This window comes from Stenotrophomonas sp. 62841_Sma (genome assembly GCF_056482945.1).
This window is the reverse complement of the sequence record NZ_CM151224.1, coordinates 2,267,262-2,286,740: the sequence shown is the minus strand read 5'-3', so window position 1 is coordinate 2,286,740 and position 19,479 is coordinate 2,267,262. Positions and strand designations below refer to the sequence as shown.

The following is a 19,479-nucleotide window of genomic DNA, read 5'->3' as shown; positions in this document are numbered from 1 at the left end:
GAAGCCGGCCAGCGGCCGGCACTACCCTCTCGAATTTGGCACACCCCTTGCAGCTTCCCGGGCAACGTTCCTGTGGGAGTGCACCGTGCGCAACCTGATTACCGACTACCTGGGCGTCCACGCCCAGGCCATGCCGTTGCGCGAACAGCGGATGAAGCTGATCGCCAGCAACCTCGGCAATGCCGACACTCCCGGCTACAAGGCCCAGGATCTGGACTTCGATGCCGCCCTGCGCCACGCCCAGGGGCAGGATGCCAATGGCCTGATGGCCACCACCCACGAGCAGCACTACGAGATCAGTAGTGGCCTGAACCCGTTCCAGATCGCGCGCGAAGGCGTGCAACCCAGCCTGGACGGCAACACCGTCGATCCCGATGCCGAGCGTGCCGCCTATGGCCGCGCCGCACTCGAATACCGCGCCTCGCTCAGCTTCGTCGAGAGCAAGGTGCGTTCCATGCTGACTGCGATCACGGGGCAATAAGCCATGAGCAACCTGCCGATCTTCGATATCGCCGGCTCCGCGCTGCAGGCGCAGTCGGTGCGCATGAGCACCATCGCCTCCAACCTCTCCAACGCCGACACCGTCGCCGGTTCCGCCGATGCCGTGTACAAGCCGCTGGAACCGATCTTCCAGGCAGTGACCAGCAAGAACGATCCGAACATCACGTCGGTGAAGGTCAAGGAGATCACCCAGAGCGAAGCCGCGCCGATCAAGCGCTATGAACCGGGCCACCCGCTGGCCGACGGTGATGGCTACATCTACCAGCCCGATGTCGATCCGGTGGCGCAGATGGTCAACCTGATCTCGACTTCGCGCAATTACCAGGCTGGCGTGGAGATGCTGACCACCGCCAAGGAACTGGCCCTGGCGACCTTGACCATGGGCCGCTGAGGCCCGCAGCACCGGATACCACCATGACCACCGCCGTCAACAACCAGACCAACCAGGACGTCTACGCCGCGCTCGGCCTGAACGCCCCGAACAGCAACGCCACCAAGAAGAAGAACACGCTGGACCAGGCCGATTTCCTGCGCCTGATGACCGAGCAGCTGCAGCACCAGGATCCGCTGAAGCCGATGGACAACACGCAGATGGTTGCGCAGATGGCGCAGATGTCCACCGTGCAGGGCATCACCGATCTGAACAAGACGGTGAAGGGTTTCCAGGAATCGATGGCCAGCGACCAGGTGCTGCGCGGTGCCGCTCTGGTTGGCCACCAGGTACTGGTGCCGTCGGAAAAGCTGGTACTGGAAAAGGAAGGCAGCGTCGAAGGCACGGTGGCTGCGCCCTCGGCCGGCATCGTGACCGTCGACATCACCGATGCCAACGGCACCAAGGTCACCTCGCTGAGCGTAGAAGCCAAGGCCGCTGGCGAAACCGCGTTTCAGTGGGACGGCAAGGACGCCAACGGCAAGCGCATGGAACCGGGCAAGTACTCCATCGTCGCCAACCACGTCGACACCGCCGGCAAGAGCACCAAGCTGTCCACCTTCGTGCAGGCCCCGGTGGAGAGCGTGACCGTCGGCTCCGACGGCCTGTACCTGAATCTCAAGGGCCTGGGCACGGCCCCGATCGACTACGTGCTCCGCGTCAGCTGAGCCGCACATTCCGCATCTACCAGGAGCATCCCATGGGCTTCAACGTCTCCCTGTCCGGCATCAATGCCGCCAATACCGACCTGAGCGTCACCGCCAACAACGTCGCCAACGTCAATACCGCCGGCTTCAAGCAATCACGCGCCGAGTTCGCTGACCTGTTCGCCTCCACCAGCTACGGCCTGTCGAAGAACCAGACCGGCTCGGGCGTGCGTGTTTCCAACGTGGCCCAACAATTCATCCAGGGCCACAACGAGCAGACCGGCCGCAGCCTGGACATGGCGATCTCCGGTGAGGGCTTCTTCACCATGAACATGAACGGCTCGCGCGTGTACTCGCGTGCCGGCAACTTCCAGACCGATTCCGCCGGCTACGTGATCAACCCGCAGGGCGCGCGCCTGCAGGTGTTCGCGCCGAACGCCGATGGCACCAACTTCGATGCAGGCCGCCTGGTGGACCTGCAGCTGCTGACTACCGACAGCGCGCCGAAGCAGACCAGCGAAGTGAAGGTCGGTTTCACCCTGCCCGCCAACGCCAAGCAACCGACGGTCACCAATTTCGATCCGACCGACTCGAACAGCTACAACCACTCCAGCGGCGGCATCACCGTGTACGACTCGCTGGGCGTGAGCCACATCCAGGTTTCGTACTTCGTGAAGGGCGCCAACCCCAACGAGTGGACCGTGCGCAACTACGTGGATGGCCAGCCGGCCGGCGCACCGACCCCGGTGACGTTCGACAACAGCGGCAAGCTGACCAATCCTGCCAACGGCAAGGTCAGCCTCGGCACCTTCACCCCGACCACCGGCGCGGGCCAGCTGAACATGACGCTGGATATCAGCGGCTCGACCCAGTACGGCGAGAAGTTCGCGCTGCGCAACACCCAGCAGGATGGCTATGCCGCCGGCAAGCTCAACGAGATCACCGTATCGGAAACCGGCGTGGTCTATGCCCGCTACTCCAACGGCGACGACAAGCCCCTCGGCCAGGTCGCACTGACCACGTTCAACAACACGCAGGGTCTGGAGCAGAAGGGCAACAACCTGTGGGTGGAGACGTTCGAGTCGGGCACCCCGCGCACCGGCATGCCGGACACCTCCAACCTCGGCAAGATCCAGGCCGGCTCGCTGGAAGCATCCACCGTCGACCTCACCGAGCAGCTGGTCAACATGATCACCGCGCAGCGCAACTTCCAGGCCAACGCGCAGATGATCACCACGCAGGACCAGATCACCCAGACCGTCATCAACATCCGTTGATGACCTGCTGACCCCGTCACGGAACTCCCCGCATGGATAAAGCCCTTTACGTGGCGATGACCGGTGCCCGCGCCTCCCTGCAGGCGCAGGGTACGCTCAGCCACAACCTCGCCAACTCCGACACCCCCGGCTTCAAGGAAGCGCTGGCCAACACCGAAGCCTTCCCGATCCGTGGCCCGGGCTTTGCCTCGCGGGTGGATGCGCTGCATGTCGACGCCGGATTCAACCGCACGCCCGGTTCGCAGCACATCACCGGCAAACCGCTGGACCTGTCCCTGCAGACCGGCACCTGGCTGGCCGTGCAGTCCAGTGACGGCAGCGAGGCATACACGCGCGGCGCGGCGTTGTCGGTGACGCCGAACGGCCAGCTGGTGACCTCCAGCGGCCGCCCGGTACTGGATGACAACAACAACCCGATCGCCATTCCGCCCTACCAGGCGATGGAGATCGGTGCCGACGGCACGCTCTCGATCATCCCGCAGGGCGAAGGTCCGCAGACCATGGCGCAGATCGGTCGCATCAAAGTGGTGCAGGCACCGGATGAACGCCTGGAGCGTGGCCTGGATGGCCTGTTCCGCAACACCGACCCGCTACAGCCGTTCGCACCGGCACAGGGCACGGCCGTGCACAGCGGCCAGCTGGAAGGCAGCAACGTGGATGCCGCTGGCGCGCTGGTGCAGATGATCCAGCTGCAGCGCCAGTACGAAATGCAGGTGCAGGTGATCAAGCACGGCGACGAAAACGCGCGCAGCGCCAACAGCATGCTGCGCCTGGGCAACTGACGGAATTCCGGCGCCGGTTGATGCCAGCGCTGGCACACCGCTTGCACACCCGATACCAAGGGCCGCACCACGCGGCCGGCTTCACCAGACAGGACATCGAAGATGAACCAGGCATTGTGGATCGCGAAAACCGGACTGGATGCGCAGCAGATGCGCATGTCGGTGGTTTCCAACAACCTCGCCAACACCAACACCACCGGCTTCAAGCAGGACCGTGCCAGTTTTGAAGACCTGCTGTACCAGCAGGTGCGCCAGCCCGGCGGCTCCTCGTCGGCGCAGACGCAGCTGCCCACCGGCCTGCAGCTGGGTACCGGCGTGCGCGTGGTCGCCACCGCCAAGAACTTTGAACAGGGTGGCCAGCAGCAGACCGGCCGCGCCCTGGACGTGATGGTCAATGGCCGCGGCTTCTTCGAAGTTCAGATGCCTGATGGCAGCTCGGCCTACACCCGTGATGGCTCGTTCAAGATCAATCAGGACAGCGAGCTGGTCACCAACAGCGGCTACCCGGTGCAGCCGGGCATCCAGATTCCCGAAGGCGCGCAGTCGGTGACCATCGGCACCGATGGCACCATCAGCGTGAAGATGGCCGACGGCGCCGCCTCGGTGGAAGTCGGCGCACTGACCCTGACCGACTTCGTCAATCCCGCTGGCCTGCAGGCACGTGGCGAGAACCTGTTCCTGGAGACCACTGCGTCCGGCCCGGCACAGAACGGCAACCCCGGCCTCAACGGCCTCGGCACTGTGGTGCAGGGCGCGCTGGAAGGCAGCAACGTCAACGTGGTGGAAGAGCTGGTGTCGATGATCGAGACCCAGCGCGCCTACGAGATGAACGCCAAGGCGATCTCCACCACCGACTCGATGCTCGGTTATCTCAACAACAAGCTCTGACCGGCCAAACCGGGAAATTGCCATGTCGCCCATTTCCAACTTCGCCCGCACTGCTCTCGCCTGCGCCGTGGCCGCCCTGCTCGGTGGCTGCGTGATCGCGGGCGACGTGCGCCCCTACCCGACGATGGCACCGATCCAGCCGATCATGCCGCCGCAGGCACAGCCGACCGCCGGCGCGATCTACGCTGCCGGCCCGACCCTGCAGCTGTATTCGGACCGGCGCGCGCGCGATGTTGGCGACCTGTTGACCATCACCCTGCTGGAAAACACCACCGCGCAGACCAGCGCCAACACGGCCACCAACAAGGAATCGAACCTGAGCCTGGGCACACCGTCCATTCTCGGTGCTCCGGTCACCCTCGGCGGCAAGGACATCCTGAGTGCCACGGCCAAGGGCGCGCGTGACTTCACCGGCAAGGGCAACAGCGCGCAGAGCAACCGCCTGCAGGGCAGCGTCACCGTCACCGTGGTGCAGCGCCTGCCCAATGGCAACCTGGTGGTGCAGGGGCAGAAGAACCTGCGGCTCAACCAGGGCGATGAACTGGTGCAGGTGCAGGGCATCGTGCGCCCGGGCGACATCAGCCAGGACAACACCATTCCGTCCAGCCGCGTGGCCGAGGCCCGCATCGTCTACGGCGGCCGCGGTCCCGTCGCGCAGTCCAACGCGATGGGCTGGCTGAGCCGCTTCTTCAACTCCGGCCTGACGCCGTTCTGAGTATGGCCATGAAACTCTTCTCCTCTTCTTCCTGGCAGCGACGCATGGCGTCGTTCGTCGCGCTGATGCTGCTGGTCGTGGCTGCCCCGGCCAGCGCCGAGCGCATCAAGGACCTGGCCCAGGTCGGCGGCGTGCGCGGCAATGCGCTGGTGGGTTATGGCCTGGTGGTCGGCCTGGATGGCAGCGGCGACCGCACCAGCCAGGCACCCTTCACCGTGCAGAGCCTGAAGAACCTGCTCGGCGAACTGGGCGTCAACGTGCCGCCGAACGTCAACCCGCAGCTGAAGAACGTGGCCGCCGTGGCGATCCACGCCGAACTGCCGCCGTTCGCCAAGCCGGGCCAGCCGATCGACATCACCGTGTCCTCGATCGGCAACGCGGTCTCGCTGCGGGGCGGTTCGCTGCTGATGGCGCCGCTGCGCGGTGCTGACGGCCAGATCTATGCCATCGCACAGGGCAACCTGATCGTCGGCGGCTTTGGTGCGCAGGGCAAAGACGGTTCCCGTGTCTCGGTGAACGTGCCCAGCGTCGGCCGCATTCCCAACGGTGCCACCGTTGAACGCGCCCTGCCCGACCCGCTGGCCAACGGCGGCGACATCACCCTGAACCTGCACAACAACGACTTCACCACGGTCTCGCGCATGGTCGCCGCGCTCAACAACGCCTTCGGCGAAGGCGCCGCGCGTGCGGTCGATGGCGTGACCGTAGCGGTTACCGCGCCGACCGATCCGGGCGCACGCATCGGCCTGTTGGCACGCATCGAGAATCTCGAACTGACCCCGGGCAGCGCCCCGGCCAAGGTGGTGGTCAATTCGCGTACCGGCACCGTGGTCATCGGCCAGCAGGTGCGCGTGGGACCGGCGGCGATCTCGCATGGTTCGCTGACCGTGACCATCCAGGAAAACACCAACGTCAGCCAGCCCAATGCGCTGTCCGGCGGCCGCACCGTGGCCAGCCCGCAGTCGACCATCACCGCCACCAACGACGGCAGCCGCATGTTCAAGTTCAGCGGCGGCACCACCCTGGACGAGATCGTGCATGCGGTGAACGCCGTGGGCGCGGCACCGGGCGATCTCATCGCGATCCTGGAAGCCCTGAAGCAGGCCGGCGCGCTGAGTGCCGAGCTCGAGGTGATCTGATATGCGTATCACTCCCGCATTCGATCTGCACCCGGCGCAACAGAACGATCCGACCAAGATCGACAAGGTCGCGCGCCAGCTGGAAGGCCAGTTCGCGCAGATGCTGGTCAAGAGCATGCGTGACGCCAGCTTCGGCGATTCGCTGTTCCCCGGCGAAAACAAGATGTTCCGCGAGATGTACGACCAGAAGATTGCCGAGGCGATGACCCGCGGCAAGGGCCTGGGCCTGTCGGGCATGATCAGCCGGCAGCTGTCCGGCCAGGCCGCCGACGGCCCGGCGCTGGATACCCGCGTGGACCCGGCCAAGGCCAGTCGTGCCTACCAGCTCAATGCACCGGCCAAGCCGGCACCGTCGCTGCCGCTGGAAGACGGCAGCCAGGCCGTGCGCCTGCTGCTGCAGATGGCCGCCGGTGCACAGCACGGTGCGCAGGCGGCGGTCGCACCGATGGAACAGGCCCTGGACCTGATCGCCGGCCGCGAGAGCAGCAGCATGCACCGCTCGTTGGGCACCGAGGATCCGTACATCGGCAGCCTGCAGGGCGAGGACTGGGCCGCCAACGGCGACCAGTGGTCGGCCACCGCCAGCAACCGCGGCACCGCCATCAGTCCGGCCGATGCGATGGCTACCCGCACCGCCGTCGCCCAGCTGGGCGAGCACACCCCGGAAGGCTTCGTTGCCAGCATCTGGCAGCACGCGCAGAGTGCAGCCAAGGAACTGGGCGTGGATGCCCGCGCCCTGGTCGCCCAGGCCGCGCTGGAAACCGGCTGGGGCAAGCGCCACATCAAGCATGCCGACGGTAGCACCTCGCACAACCTGTTCGGCATCAAGGCCAATGGCTGGAACGGCCAGCGCGCCGTAGCCGGCACCCATGAATATATCGATGGCGTGCGCCGCAACGAGACCGCCAGCTTCCGTGCCTACAGTTCGCCGGCCGAAAGCTTCGCCGACTACGTGCGTCTGCTGAAGACCAGCCCGCGTTACCAGCAGGCCCTGCAGGCCGGCACCGACGTGCAGGGCTTCGCCCGCGGCCTGCAGCGCGCCGGCTACGCCACCGATCCGCGCTATGCGGCCAAGATCGCCGCGATCGCCGGCGGACCGACCATCGAGCGCGCCGTCAGCGCCGTCGCCGATGCCGGCTCGCGCCTTGGCCAGACCTTCGCCAGCACCGCAACCGCGGCGCTGGGTATCACTCGTCGTTGAGGAACCCCATGTCCAGCGTACTTTCCACCGGTACTGGTGCCCTGCTCGCCTTCCAGCGTGCGTTGGCGACCACCAGCCACAACGTCGCCAACATCAACACCCCTGGCTACAGCCGGCAGAAGGTCGACTTCGCCACGTCTGATCCGCAGAACTACGGCTTTGGGGACGTTGGCAGCGGCACCCGCATCACCGATATCCGCCGTGCTGCCGACCAGCTGGCCATCTCGCGCCTGCTCGACAGCAGCGGCGAGCTGGCACGCCTGAAGCAGCTTTCGGGCATGGCCGACCGGGTGAATGCCCTGTTCTCGGACCCGGCCACGAATGTCGCCGGCTCCTGGTCCAACTTCTTCGACGCCGTCAGTGGCCTTTCGTCCAACGCGGCCGGCACGGCCGACCGGCAGAGCCTGCTCGATGGCGGCAAGGCCCTGGCGAGCCGCTTCGTGCAGCTCAACACGCAGATGAACAACCTGAGCAGCGAGGTCAACAACGGGCTCATTGCCGGCGCCACGGAAGTCAATCGCCTGGCGCAGGAGATTGCGCAGATCAACGGCGCCATTGGCAGCAACGTGGCCAACGCGGCGCCGGACCTGCTCGACCGTCGCGACCAGCTGATCTCGCAGCTGATCGGTTACACCGGTGGCACTGCCGTCGTCCAGGATGGCGGCGTGATGAACGTCTATACCGCAGGCGGCAATGCGCTGGTGGTGGGCACGACCGCGTCCAAGGTCACTACGGTGACCGATCCATACCAGCCCGAACGCCTGCAACTGGCGCTGGAAACCCAGGGCAACACGATCACGCTCGATCCCAAGGCAGTGGGCGGAAAGATCGGCGGCATGCTCGAGTTCCGCGATACCGTGCTGACACCGGCCCAGGCCGAATTGGGCAAGCTCGCCGTCGGCCTGGCCGAGAGCTTCAACCAGGCGCACCACCAGGGCGTGGACCTGTACGGCAAGATGGGCGGCGACTTCTTCACCATCGGCAACCCACGCGTCACGCCCAACGCGAGCAATACCGGTACCGGCAGCCTCACTGCGACCTATGGTGACCTGTCCAAGCTGGAGGCACAGAACATCGTCCTCAAGTTCGACGGCACCCAGTGGCAGGCCACCCGCGCCGACACTGGCGCCACCGTTGCGTTGACCGGTACCGGCACAACCGCCGATCCGCTGGTGATCAATGGCGTCAAGCTGGTGGTCGGCGGCACCCCGGCCACCAACGACCGTTTCCTCCTGCAGCCGACCGCGGGCGTCGCCGGAAGCCTGGAAACCGCCATCACCGATCCCTCCCGCATCGCCGCAGCGGCAGCGGTCAAGGGTACGGCTGCACTGGCCAACACCGGCACCGGGAAGCTGACCGGCGTCACCGTCAACGATGTATCCAATCCGAACCTGCGCGATCCTGCCGCAATCGTGTTCACGTCGGCGACCACCTACACCATCAACGGTGGGCCGCCGCAGACCTACACACCGGGCCAGACCATCAGCGCCAATGGCTGGAGCTTCGTGCTGGACGGCGCACCGAAGGTCGGCGACACCTTCAATATCAGCCCTACTCCGGCAGGCTCGTCGGACAACAGCAACGCGGCAAAGCTGGCCAAGGTCGAGGACGCCAAGGCGTTCAACGGCGGCACCGTCACCCTCAACGGTGCGCTGGGGGGGTTGACCACGCAGGTCGGCGCGGCGGCACGTTCGGCCGAGTACTCGCTGGACGCGCAGCAGGTCATCACGGACAAGGCGCAGGCAGCCCGCGACGAGATCTCCGGCGTCAACCTGGATGAGGAAGCAGCCGACATGCTGCGGTTGCAGCAGGCCTATCAGGCCGCCTCACAGCTGATCTCCACCGCCGACAACATGTTCCAGACCATCCTGGGAGCCGTCCGTCGATGAGCAGCCGAATTTCCACCGGGATGATGTTCAACCAGTCCGTGTCGCTGATGCTCGCCAAGCAGTCGAAAATCAGCCACCTCGAGCAGCAGATCGCGACTGGCAGCAAGATCACCTCCGCCAAGGACGACCCGGTCGCTGCAGGTACGGCCGTTGGCCTGGACCGTGTCGTGGCCGGGCTCGAGCAGCTCGGCAAGAACGCCAACAGCGTGCAGAACCGCCTGGGCCTGCAGGAAAACGCCTTGGCTCAGGTCAATGAGCTCATGTCGCGCGCCGTGGAGTTGAGTATCCAGGCCAACAGTCCGGTGCCCAAGGCCAGTGACCTCAAGGCCATCGTCAGCGAGCTGAAGACCATCCAGGAAAGCCTGCTGTCGCTGGCCAATTCCAGGGATGGCAGCGGACGCTACCTGTTCGGTGGCAGCAACGACGCTGACGCCCCGTTCCAGCGAAGCGGCGGCACCGTGACCTACAGCGGTGACCAGAACCAGCGGCAGGTGGAGGTGGCACCGGGCCAACGGGTCTCCGACGCCCTGCCCGGCAGCGAGATCTTCATGCGCATCCCCACCGGCGATGGCCGTGTGGATGCCAGCGCGGCCGCCGGCAACACCGGCAGTGGCCTGTTGACCTCGGTCAGCCGTGACGGCAGCGGCAGCTGGGCCGGCGGCACGCTCAATGTCCGCTTCACCGGCACTGCCGAAGGTGCCTATGAGGTGGTTGATGGCACCGGCACGGTGGTCGGCAGCGGAACCCACAAACCCGGCGAGGACATTGTCGTTGGCGGCGTGCGCATGCGCATCGAGGGCAAGCCAGCCGCCGGTGATCAGTTCAACGTCAGCGACGCGGGTAGCCGCGACATCTTCTCCACCCTGGACAAACTGGTCGCCGCACTGGAAACCGACCCGTCCACCGAAAGCCAGCGCACGGCGCTGCAGAACACGCTGCAGTCCAGCATCCGCGACCTCAACAGGGCCTCGGAAACGATGATCGACGCCCGCGCCAAGGGCGGCGCCCAGCTGGCCGCCATCGATACCGCGGCCAGCGCCCGCGAAGCCACAGCCGTCACCGTCAAGAGCACGCTCTCGACGATGCGCGACCTCGATTACGCCGATGCCATCGGCCAATACAAGCTGGAGACCGCCGCCCTTCAAGCCGCCCAGACGATCTTCAGCCAGATGCAGGCGATGTCCCTGTTCAACAAGATCCGCTAGTCCCTTTCCCCGTTCCATCCGTCTTCCAGCACGGCGCGTCCCGCGCCTTCCACACCGAAACAACCGAGCAACCACGGAGAAGCACCATGGCACAGATCATCAACACCAACACCATGTCGCTGAACGCTCAGCGCAACCTGTCCACCAGCAGCAGCTCGCTGGCCACCTCGATCCAGCGCCTGTCCTCGGGCATGCGTATCAACAGTGCCAAGGACGACGCCGCCGGTCTGGCGATCTCCGAGCGCTTCACCACCCAGATCCGTGGCATCAACCAGGCCGCGCGCAACGCCAACGACGGCATCTCGCTGGCGCAGACCGCTGAAGGCGCACTGGGCGAAGTCGGCAACAATCTGCAGCGCATCCGCGAACTGGCCGTTCAGGCCCGCAGCGCAACCAACTCCGCCTCGGACCGCCAGGCGCTGAACGCCGAAGTGCAGCTGCTGAAGCAGGAAATCCAGCGCGTTGCGGAGCAGACCAACTTCAACGGCACCAGCCTGCTGGACGGCAGCTTCACCAACCAGGCCTTCCAGATCGGCGCCGACCAGGGCCAGACCATCAACATCTCGCAGATCACCAATGCGAATGTGCACAAGCTGGGCAGCTGGACTACGGCTTCCCGCGCTGCCTCGCTGGTGGGCGCCACGCCTACCGGCGCAACCACTGCGGCTGCCACGCCGGCCACTGTGGGCTTCGGCACCATTACGGCCGGTACAGGTGGCACCACCACCAGCACCCTGGCGACCACCTTCACCGCCAACAACGGCAAGTCGGTCAGCATCAACATCACCGGCACGGTCGACAATGCAAGCGTCACCACGGCCCTACAGGGAACGTTCGGCGCGGACGGCAAGAATGAAGTCGACGGCTTCACCCTGGACCTCGGCGGCAGCGCTACCGTCGCCGCGGCGGTTACGGCAGGCACCCTGAAGGTTGTTCGTACCGACGGTTCCAACATCAATGTGACGGAGACGGCTACGGGTTACACCACGCCGGCCAGCCTGGGCTTCGACGCAGTGAGTACGGATGGCAAGGTGGCCGTCGCAAAGTATGACGCGATCACTGCCGACCAGTTCACCATCAACGGCCAGAGCATCGAAGTTGGCGCGGCCAAGGACGCAAGCGAGCGTGCCACCACGCTGGTCAATGCAATCAACGCGCAGACCCACAAGACCGGCGTCACTGCCTCCCTGATTGACGGCAAGCTGCAGCTGACCTCGCCGGACAAGGACTTCATCGTTGGCGGCACCCTTGCCGGTGGCTTGGCGGCAGCAACGGGTCTGACTACCGGCAGCACCGACGCTGCATCGGTACCGCCGTCGGTACCGCCGATCGCCGGTGCGACCTCGTTCAAGCCCGGCGAGCCCGCGACCGGCTTCGCCGAACTGGATATCTCCAACCAGGCCAACGCCGACAACGCCATCCTCGCCATGGATGCGGCACTGCAGTCCGTCAATTCCGCCCGCGCCGACCTCGGCGCGATCCAGAACCGCTTCACCTCGACCATCGCCAATCTGAACACCAATTCGGAGAACCTGTCCGCCGCACGCAGCCGCATCCGCGACGTTGACTACGCCCAGGAAACCGCCGAACTGACCCGTGGCCAGATCCTGCAGCAGGCTGGCACGGCCATGCTGGCCCAGGCCAACCAGGTACCGCAGAACGTACTGCGCCTGCTGCAGTCGTAATACCTGCACCACTCGAGCTGGAGCCGGGCCCCGCCATGCAGATGGCGGGGCCTTTTCGTTTGACCAGAGAAAAAAGGATCGAAACTCCGCTAAAGGCCGGAGGGGTAGTGCCGTTATTGATTTCAGCAGCGGTAGCACACCCCTTGGGGGGAAGCCAGCCACTGCCCCCCGAAACCGGTCAGGCTGCTCTGCCGGACACACTGCCTACAAGGAAACCGCACCATGGCACAAGTCATCAACACCAACACCATGTCGCTGAACGCCCAGCGCAACCTGGGCACCAGCGGCGCCAACCTGGCCACCACCATTCAGCGCCTGTCCTCGGGCATGCGCATCAACAGCGCCAAGGACGATGCCGCCGGCCTGGCGATCTCCGAGCGCTTCACCACCCAGATCCGCGGCGCCAACCAGGCCGCCCGCAACGCCAACGACGGCATCTCGCTGGCCCAGACCGCCGAAGGTGCACTGGGTGAGATCGGCAACAACCTGCAGCGCGTCCGCGAGCTGGCCGTGCAGTCGCGCAGCGCCACCAATTCCGATTCCGACCGTCAGGCCCTGAACGCCGAAGTGCAGCTGCTGAAGCAGGAAATCCAGCGCGTCGCCGAACAGACCAACTTCAACGGCACCAACCTGCTGGACGGCACTTTCACCAGCCAGGCCTTCCAGATCGGCGCCAACCAGGGCCAGACGATCAACATCTCGCAGGTCGCCAACGCCAACATCAGCAAGCTGGGCAACTGGACCAGCGCTTCGACCAGCGCCAGCATCTCAGGCGAACTGCCGACACTGACCAAATCCGCCAACTCGGGTGTTTCGGGAGCCTTCGCAACCGCAACCGCTGGTGCCGCTGGTGAAAAATTCACTCTGAAGGTGGATGGCATCACCATCGTAGACACGACGGCGACGGCTGCCGGCGACAAAGTTGAAGCGGCCGCTATCGACGCAGGACTCGCCAACACGACCACCGCGAATGCACTCGCGACTGCAGGCATCAAAGTATCCGGTAGCGCGACCGCCGGCACCTTGGCCTTCACAAAGGCTGATGGCAGTGATCTCGACATCACCTTGACGAACGACATGGCCACGCTTGGTGGCTTCGCAAATGCCGGATTTGTTGCCAGTCACGAGGCCTCTCTTGCCGGAGTGAAGTTCGGTGCAATTGACGCTGGCCAGCTGAAGATCAATGGCGTCGACATCAAGGTGGACGAAGCCAAGACCGCCAGCGACCGTGCAACTGCGCTTGCGAATGCTGTCAATGCGCAGACCCACAAGACCGGCGTATCGGCCTCACTGATCGAAGGCAAGCTGCAGCTGACCTCGAAAGACAAGGACTTCAGCATCGAGAGCTCGCTGAATGCAGTAGACCTCAAGGCAGCAACGGGCCTGGCTATCGCGAACACCGCCTCCAGCACGGGCGCGAACATCCAGAAGTACGACGGCGGTACCGCTGTCGAAGGCTTTGCAGGTCTGGATATCTCCTCGGTCAAGGGTGCCGACGACGCCATCTTGGCGATGGACGCAGCCCTGAACTCGATCAACTCCGCCCGCGCCGACCTGGGTGCGATCCAGAACCGCTTCACCTCGGTGGTTGCGAACCTGAACACCTCGTCGGAGAACATGTCGGCTGCCCGCAGCCGCATCCGCGACGTGGACTACGCTTCGGAAACCGCCGAGCTGACCCGCAACCAGATCCTGCAGCAGGCCGGTACCGCCATGCTGGCCCAGGCCAACCAGTCCAGCCAGAACGTGCTGAGCCTGCTGCGCTGATCCAGCGGTAGTACAAGGCAACAACGGGAAGGGGGCGCAAGCCCCCTTCTTCGTGCCCGGTGGCGGATTGGCATGGGCCTTGCAGAAGGCTGGAGAGCGTTTCCACGCTCAAGCTCGCCCCTCCCAGGCCGATAGCAGGTGCAGGACACCCGCCCGGCCCGTCCAAGAAAAAGGATTCCCCTCATGGCCATCGGCACGATTGGTTCCGGCCTCGACATTCCCAGCCTGGTTGCACAGCTGACCGCCAAGGAACGCGAGCCCCGGGAAAAGCAGATCAACTCGGCGGGTGTTGCCGCCAGCGCCAAGCTTTCGGCGCTTGGCACCATCAAAAGCGGAATGACAGGTCTGCAGAGCGCGCTGAAGACCCTGGTCAAGGGTGTGGCCACCCCCGGCCTGAAAGTCAGTACGCCGACCGAGTCGAACTTCACTGCAACCCTGGACACCAGCACGACCGCCGGCAAGGCCGCTGCGGGCAGCCACCAGGTGGAAGTCAAATCCCTGGCACAGAACCAGAAGCTCAGCTCCAAGGCGTATACAAAGGACGCCGTGGTTGGCGACGGAACGCTGACGATCGCATACGGCGACAAGTCCATCAGCGTGAACATCGAACCCGGCGCGACGATGGAGAAGATCGCAGCCGAGATCAATTCCGCCGCCGAGAGCAAGGGCGTCACCGCGGCCGTGGTAACCGCAGACGATGGCATGCACCTGGTATTGACCGCCGTTGATTCCGGCAGCAAGGGCGCGTTGAAGGTCAGCGCCAGTGGCGGCAATGGCGGACTCTCCGAGCTGGCCTATGACGGCACGTCCGCATCGAAGATGACCGAGATGGTGCCCGCCAAGGATGCGGTGGTGGTGGTGGATGGTTTCACCCGCACCAGCAGCTCGAACACGATCACCGATCTGGTACCCGGTATCAGTCTCACCCTGACCAAGGCGAAGGAAGGCGAGACGCAGACGCTGACCGTCACTCCGGACAACAGCACGCTGAAGACCAATCTCACGGCCTTCATCACCGCCTACAACGGCATCCAGACCACGTTGAAGAATTCCAGCGCTTACAACGCTGAGACGCGCACGGCCTCGACCATGACCGGCGACGCCATGGTCCGTGGCCTGCAGCAGCAGCTGCGCGCCCAGCTGAGTGCCAACGTCAACGACCTCAAGGATCTGGGCATCACCATTGCCGCCGACGGCAGCATGAGCCTTGATGGCGCCAAGCTCGACACCGCGCTGGCGAAGAACCCGGAGGCCGCCACCAAGCTGTTCGGTGCAGAGGGCGCGCTGGGCAAGCCGATGACCGAACTGCTCAAGAGCAGCCTGGACGCGACCACCGGCACGATCACCCAGCGTACGGCGACCTTGAACAAGCAGATCAAGGCACTGGAAAAGCAGCTGGACGAGCTGGACAAGAACATGGAAAAGGTGGCCGACCGCTACACCAAGCAGTTCACCGCGATGGAAAAGATGGTCACGCAGATGCAATCGGCCGGCGGCTCGCTCATCCAGCAGCTCGGCAACTGATTTCCAGGCATTTTTCCGGCGCAGTCGGTACTCAAGTAGAGCCCCGGCTGCGCCGATAACCCGTTAGACCCGTGCCGAACCCCTCAACCCACGCGGATGGGCAGGCATTCCAGGAGACTTCCCCTATGTACGGTTCCAATCGGCAGTTCGCCGAGCAGTACCGAAAAGTCGGCGTGACCACCTCGGTCGTCGATGCCGATCCACACAAGTTGGTAGCACTGCTGCTGGCCGGTGCCTGCGAGCGCATCCGCACCGCTGAAGCCTCTTTGCAGCAGAATGACCAGGCGCGCAAGGGCAAGGCCATCGGCGAAGCCTGCGCCATCGTCGGCCACCTCAACGGCTCGCTCGATCACGAAGCCGGCGGCGAGATTGCCGGCAATCTGTCGGCACTGTACGACTTCGTCATCATGCGCCTGACCGAGGGCAACCTGCACAACGATCCGACCGCACTGAAGGAAGCCCTGGGCTTGATGGTGGAGATCGATTCGGCCTGGAACGCGATTCCGGCAGACCAGCGCCAGGTCACCAAGGCGGTGGCGCCATGAACCTTCAAACTATGCACGACGCCCTTGATACGCTGGAAACCAGCCTCCAAGGCGAGGACCACGACACCAGCGAACGCCTGATGGCCGAACACCTGGAAGCCGTGGCTGCCCTGTCGTTGGTTGTCGAGCGCCCCAGTGATGCCGCCATCCTCGCGTTGCGCGACCACCAGCAACGCGTACTGGCGCGCATGATCTCCCTCCGCGATGAAGCCGCAGCTCACCTGAAGCACACCGGCCGCTCCCTTCGCGCGGCGCATGCCTACCTGCAGGCAGAATCACTCGCATGACCCAACTGCCGACCACGTCGCTGCACCACCCCGCCGAAAGCGAGCTGTTCGACGAAACGCTCAGCTGCGAGCTGGCCTTGCCGGCCGAGTTCCAGGCAGGCAGCGCCGCCGGTCGCACCAGCAGTGCCGAAGGCCTGCTGCGCAGCCTGGCCTTGGTCGAGGACAGCCGCGTTGACGAGCACGACGACCGCAATGAGTCCAGCCTGCAGTTGCAGCGGCTGGAAGCCAAGGTGGATCTGGCGATGGTGCTGCTTGGCCGTCTGGTACGCCAACAGGGCCAGGAACTGACGCTGCGCCCTGTGCGCTGGTCACGCCGCGGCATCCGCCTGCAGCTGGGGCCGCGCAGCGGCGCCAGCCCCGGCCAGGCCGGCTTGGTGCGTCTGCAGCCCAGCGACTGGCTGCCTGACCATATCGACCTGCCCGTGGAAGTGATCGCCGAAGCGGCGGACGGTGGCGGTGGTCATTACCTGTGGCTGCGTTTCCAGCGTCTTGGCGATGGCCTGGAGATGGCAATGGAGCGGCATCTGTTCCGCCTGCATCGCCGCCAGGTGGCCGAAGCACGCCGCGCCCGCTGAAACCTGCCACCATGACGCCGGATGGGCAACCCTTGGCGCGCCCGTTCAGCTAAGTTAAGGTGGACTCCCCTCACGGACCTCCAACGTGCCTGTGCGAGTTCTCATCGTCGACGATCACACCCTGGTCCGCGCCGGCCTGGCGCGGCTGCTGCAGGGGTTTGCCGACGTGCAGCTCGTCGCCGAGGCCAGCAATGCCGAGCAGGCACTGCAGCTGGCCCTGCAGCACGCCCCGGACGTGATTCTGATGGACCTGTCACTGCCCGGCCGCACCGGCCTGGAAGCCCTCAGCGACATCCGCCTGCGCGCCCCCGGCACGCGGGTGGTGATGATGACCATGCACGACGACGCCGCCCACGTGCGCGATGCACTCGATCGCGGTGCGGTCGGGTTCCTGGTCAAGGATGCCGCACCGCAGGAGCTTGAACTGGCGCTGCGTGCCGCGCACGCCGGCCAGGTGTTCCTGAGCCCGCAGATCTCCGCCAAGATGCTGGCACCGATGCTCGGCCGCGAAAAACCCACCGGCATCGCCGCACTGTCGCCGCGCCAGCGCGAGATCCTGCGCCGCATCGGCAAGGGTGAGAGCAACAAGGAAATCGCCGCCGACCTCGGCATCAGCGTCAAGACGGTGGAAACCCACCGCGCACGCATGATGGAGTCGCTGGGCTGTCGCCGCGCCAACGATCTGCTGCTGCTGGCCGCGCGCCACCAGCACGAGCTGGAGTGATCCTCCGCGAAGGAGGCCAGATCCGCACTGACGACGAATTCCCGTCACCCCGACACGCCCCGACAGGAATCCGTACACGGCGCAGCCCGATCAACCCGGCACCCACACCGGGAATCAGCAACTTAGCGGCGATCATCGTCAACATTCCGCGACAATGTAGGGAATACCCCTACACCCTGTCAGGACATTCACGAAGCCCCTCAGGAACCCCCTGATTCCGCCCCCGCCGGATCAAAAGCAAGATGCGTTCCACAAGGCGCCGGGGAGCGGTGCCGGGGAACCACGATGAAGGCTGCACTCTCGACCCAGCTGGGCCAACAACTTCACCTCACCCCGCAGTTGCTGCAGTCGATCCGGCTGCTGCAGCTTGATGGCCTGCACCTGGAACAGGAAATCCAGCGCCTGCTGGACTCCAACCCGCTGCTGGAGATCGAAGAGGCTGAAGCACCCACCGCCGAAGCCACCGAGGCCGGCGCCACCACGCTGGAAACCGCTGCGTTCGACGAGCTGCCCGAGTCGTCGATGTGGGACGTGGCCGGCGCCAGCTGGCAGGACGGCGACGACGACCGCATGGCGCGCATCGCCGCCGGCGAATCGAGCGACCCGCAGCTGCGCGTGCTGCAGCGCCTGTCGCTGGACATGGATGACCGCGAGCTGGCCGTGGCCGCCTTCTGGCTGGACCATTGCGATGACGCAGGCTACCTGGAGGCACCGCTGGACCAGCTGCAGCTGCTGGCCAGCGCCCAGTTCGACATCGCCGCCGACGGCGTGGAAGCCATCCGTCAGCAGCTGCTGCATGGCGAGCCGGCCGGCATGGCCGCTCAGGACCTGCGCGAAGGCCTGCAGGCACAGCTGCGCAGCCTGCACGGCGTAGTCCCCGCCCGCCACCTGGCGGCACGCATTCTCGATGGCGCGCTCGACGCACTGGCCGCCCACGACTACCCCGCCCTCGCCCGCCTGCACGACGCCGAGATCGACGACGTGCGCGAAGCCGTGCGCCTGATCCTCTCGCTGCAGCCGCGCCCGGGTGACAGCCTGCTGCCCGAACGCAATGCCGTGGTGGTGCCGGACGTGGTCGCCTGGCACGCCGACGACCAGTGGAAGGTGGCGCTGAACCCGGCGACCAGCCGCCGCGTCTCGATCAACAGCCAGTACGAACAGGCCCTGGCAGAGACCGGCGAGGCCGCACCGGCACTGCGCGAAATGTTGCAGGAAGCGCGCTGGTTCAGCCGCGGCCTGTCGATGCGCTATGACACCCTGCTGCGCACCGCGCGGGTGATCGTCGAGCGCCAGGCCGCGTTCCTGGTGCGAGGCGAGGAGGCCATGGCGCCGCTGACCCTGAAGGAAGTGGCCGAAGAGATCGGCATGCACGAGTCCACCGTCTCGCGCATCACCACCGGCAAGTTCCTGCAGACCCCGCGCGGCACCTTCGAACTGAAGCACTTCTTCGCCGTGCGCCTGGAAGGCGCCAGCGTCTCCGGCCAGGCCGTGAAGGCCATGGTCCGCCGCCTGATCGACGCCGAACCGGCCGGCCGCCCGCTGGCCGACGAGGCCATCGCCGGCCTGCTGTCGCGCCAGGGGGTGAACATTGCCCGCCGAACCGTCGCAAAATACCGAGAACAACTGGACATCGCCCCGGCCCGTGAACGGCGCCGGCTTGGCGCCAGGCAACCGCAGCTGGCCCGGGTGGGCTGAAAA

General features: G+C 65.5%; 19 protein-coding genes and 1 pseudogene. All 20 read left to right on the top strand.

Features of this window, described 5'->3' with window-relative positions; all coding sequences use genetic code 11:
* Positions 1-85: 85 nt before the first annotated feature.
* The 20 genes and pseudogenes from flgB to rpoN all read left to right on the top strand — a co-directional run bounded on the left by flgB (position 86) and on the right by rpoN (position 19,476).
* Positions 86-481: a flagellar basal body rod protein FlgB gene (gene flgB / locus ACZK5G_RS10665; RefSeq protein ID WP_005409576.1), complete on the top strand. Its 396-nt coding sequence runs from the start codon at positions 86-88 to the stop codon at positions 479-481.
* A 3-nt stretch (positions 482-484) separates the two neighbouring features.
* On the top strand, positions 485-892 hold the full coding sequence (flgC, locus tag ACZK5G_RS10660; protein WP_010485892.1) for a flagellar basal body rod protein FlgC: 408 nt from the start codon (positions 485-487) through the stop codon (positions 890-892).
* Positions 893-915: 23 nt separating this feature from the next.
* Positions 916-1,599, top strand: a complete 684-nt coding sequence (locus ACZK5G_RS10655) for a flagellar hook assembly protein FlgD (protein WP_049421924.1) — start codon at positions 916-918, stop codon at positions 1,597-1,599.
* 32 nt (positions 1,600-1,631) lie between these two features.
* Entirely contained in the window at positions 1,632-2,855 is a 1,224-nt protein-coding gene (gene flgE, locus ACZK5G_RS10650) for a flagellar hook protein FlgE (RefSeq protein ID WP_107431886.1), read from the top strand.
* Positions 2,856-2,887: 32 nt separating this feature from the next.
* Positions 2,888-3,637, top strand: coding sequence for a flagellar basal body rod protein FlgF (locus ACZK5G_RS10645; protein WP_478466321.1), 750 nt, complete (start codon positions 2,888-2,890; stop codon positions 3,635-3,637).
* Positions 3,638-3,739: 102 nt separating this feature from the next.
* Positions 3,740-4,525, top strand: a complete 786-nt coding sequence (gene flgG, locus ACZK5G_RS10640; protein WP_005409571.1) for a flagellar basal-body rod protein FlgG — start codon at positions 3,740-3,742, stop codon at positions 4,523-4,525.
* 22 nt (positions 4,526-4,547) lie between these two features.
* The gene (gene flgH, locus ACZK5G_RS10635; RefSeq protein WP_010485899.1) at positions 4,548-5,240 is read left to right on the top strand and encodes a flagellar basal body L-ring protein FlgH; all 693 of its coding nucleotides are present in this window, start codon (positions 4,548-4,550) and stop codon (positions 5,238-5,240) included.
* Between the two features lie 2 nt (positions 5,241-5,242).
* Positions 5,243-6,379, top strand: coding sequence for a flagellar basal body P-ring protein FlgI (locus tag ACZK5G_RS10630; RefSeq protein ID WP_049421917.1), 1,137 nt, complete (start codon positions 5,243-5,245; stop codon positions 6,377-6,379).
* A 1-nt stretch (position 6,380) separates the two neighbouring features.
* Positions 6,381-7,580 (top strand): flagellar assembly peptidoglycan hydrolase FlgJ, encoded by a 1,200-nt coding sequence (flgJ, locus tag ACZK5G_RS10625; RefSeq protein WP_478466319.1) that lies wholly within the window; start codon positions 6,381-6,383, stop codon positions 7,578-7,580.
* Between the two features lie 8 nt (positions 7,581-7,588).
* Positions 7,589-9,469 (top strand): flagellar hook-associated protein FlgK, encoded by a 1,881-nt coding sequence (flgK, locus tag ACZK5G_RS10620; protein WP_049398113.1) that lies wholly within the window; start codon positions 7,589-7,591, stop codon positions 9,467-9,469.
* On the top strand, positions 9,466-10,674 hold the full coding sequence (gene flgL / locus ACZK5G_RS10615) for a flagellar hook-associated protein FlgL (protein ID WP_423164021.1): 1,209 nt from the start codon (positions 9,466-9,468) through the stop codon (positions 10,672-10,674). The genes flgK and flgL overlap by 4 nt, the downstream gene beginning before the upstream one ends.
* Before the next feature lie 86 nt (positions 10,675-10,760).
* Positions 10,761-11,456: pseudogene (locus tag ACZK5G_RS10610) on the top strand (flagellin N-terminal helical domain-containing protein); the annotation flags it as partial.
* Positions 11,457-11,633: 177 nt separating this feature from the next.
* Positions 11,634-12,359: a flagellin gene (locus ACZK5G_RS10605; RefSeq protein WP_478466511.1), complete on the top strand. Its 726-nt coding sequence runs from the start codon at positions 11,634-11,636 to the stop codon at positions 12,357-12,359.
* A 222-nt stretch (positions 12,360-12,581) separates the two neighbouring features.
* Positions 12,582-14,126: a flagellin gene (locus ACZK5G_RS10600; protein ID WP_478466317.1), complete on the top strand. Its 1,545-nt coding sequence runs from the start codon at positions 12,582-12,584 to the stop codon at positions 14,124-14,126.
* Positions 14,127-14,309: 183 nt separating this feature from the next.
* Positions 14,310-15,650, top strand: coding sequence for a flagellar filament capping protein FliD (fliD, locus tag ACZK5G_RS10595; protein WP_049421909.1), 1,341 nt, complete (start codon positions 14,310-14,312; stop codon positions 15,648-15,650).
* 125 nt (positions 15,651-15,775) lie between these two features.
* Positions 15,776-16,195 carry a flagellar export chaperone FliS gene (gene fliS, locus ACZK5G_RS10590; RefSeq protein WP_049398118.1) on the top strand — a complete coding sequence of 140 codons (420 nt, stop codon included), beginning with the start codon at positions 15,776-15,778 and terminating at the stop codon, positions 16,193-16,195.
* On the top strand, positions 16,192-16,482 hold the full coding sequence (locus ACZK5G_RS10585) for a hypothetical protein (RefSeq protein WP_125429337.1): 291 nt from the start codon (positions 16,192-16,194) through the stop codon (positions 16,480-16,482). Before fliS ends, ACZK5G_RS10585 begins: the two co-directional genes overlap by 4 nt.
* Positions 16,479-17,057, top strand: a complete 579-nt coding sequence (locus tag ACZK5G_RS10580) for a PilZ domain-containing protein (RefSeq protein ID WP_032127386.1) — start codon at positions 16,479-16,481, stop codon at positions 17,055-17,057. The genes ACZK5G_RS10585 and ACZK5G_RS10580 overlap by 4 nt, the downstream gene beginning before the upstream one ends.
* Before the next feature lie 91 nt (positions 17,058-17,148).
* Positions 17,149-17,781 (top strand): response regulator, encoded by a 633-nt coding sequence (locus tag ACZK5G_RS10575; protein ID WP_032970105.1) that lies wholly within the window; start codon positions 17,149-17,151, stop codon positions 17,779-17,781.
* Positions 17,782-18,066: 285 nt separating this feature from the next.
* Complete coding sequence (gene rpoN, locus ACZK5G_RS10570; RefSeq protein ID WP_478466316.1) at positions 18,067-19,476, top strand: RNA polymerase factor sigma-54; 1,410 nt, start codon at positions 18,067-18,069, stop codon at positions 19,474-19,476.
* Positions 19,477-19,479 lie beyond the last annotated feature (3 nt).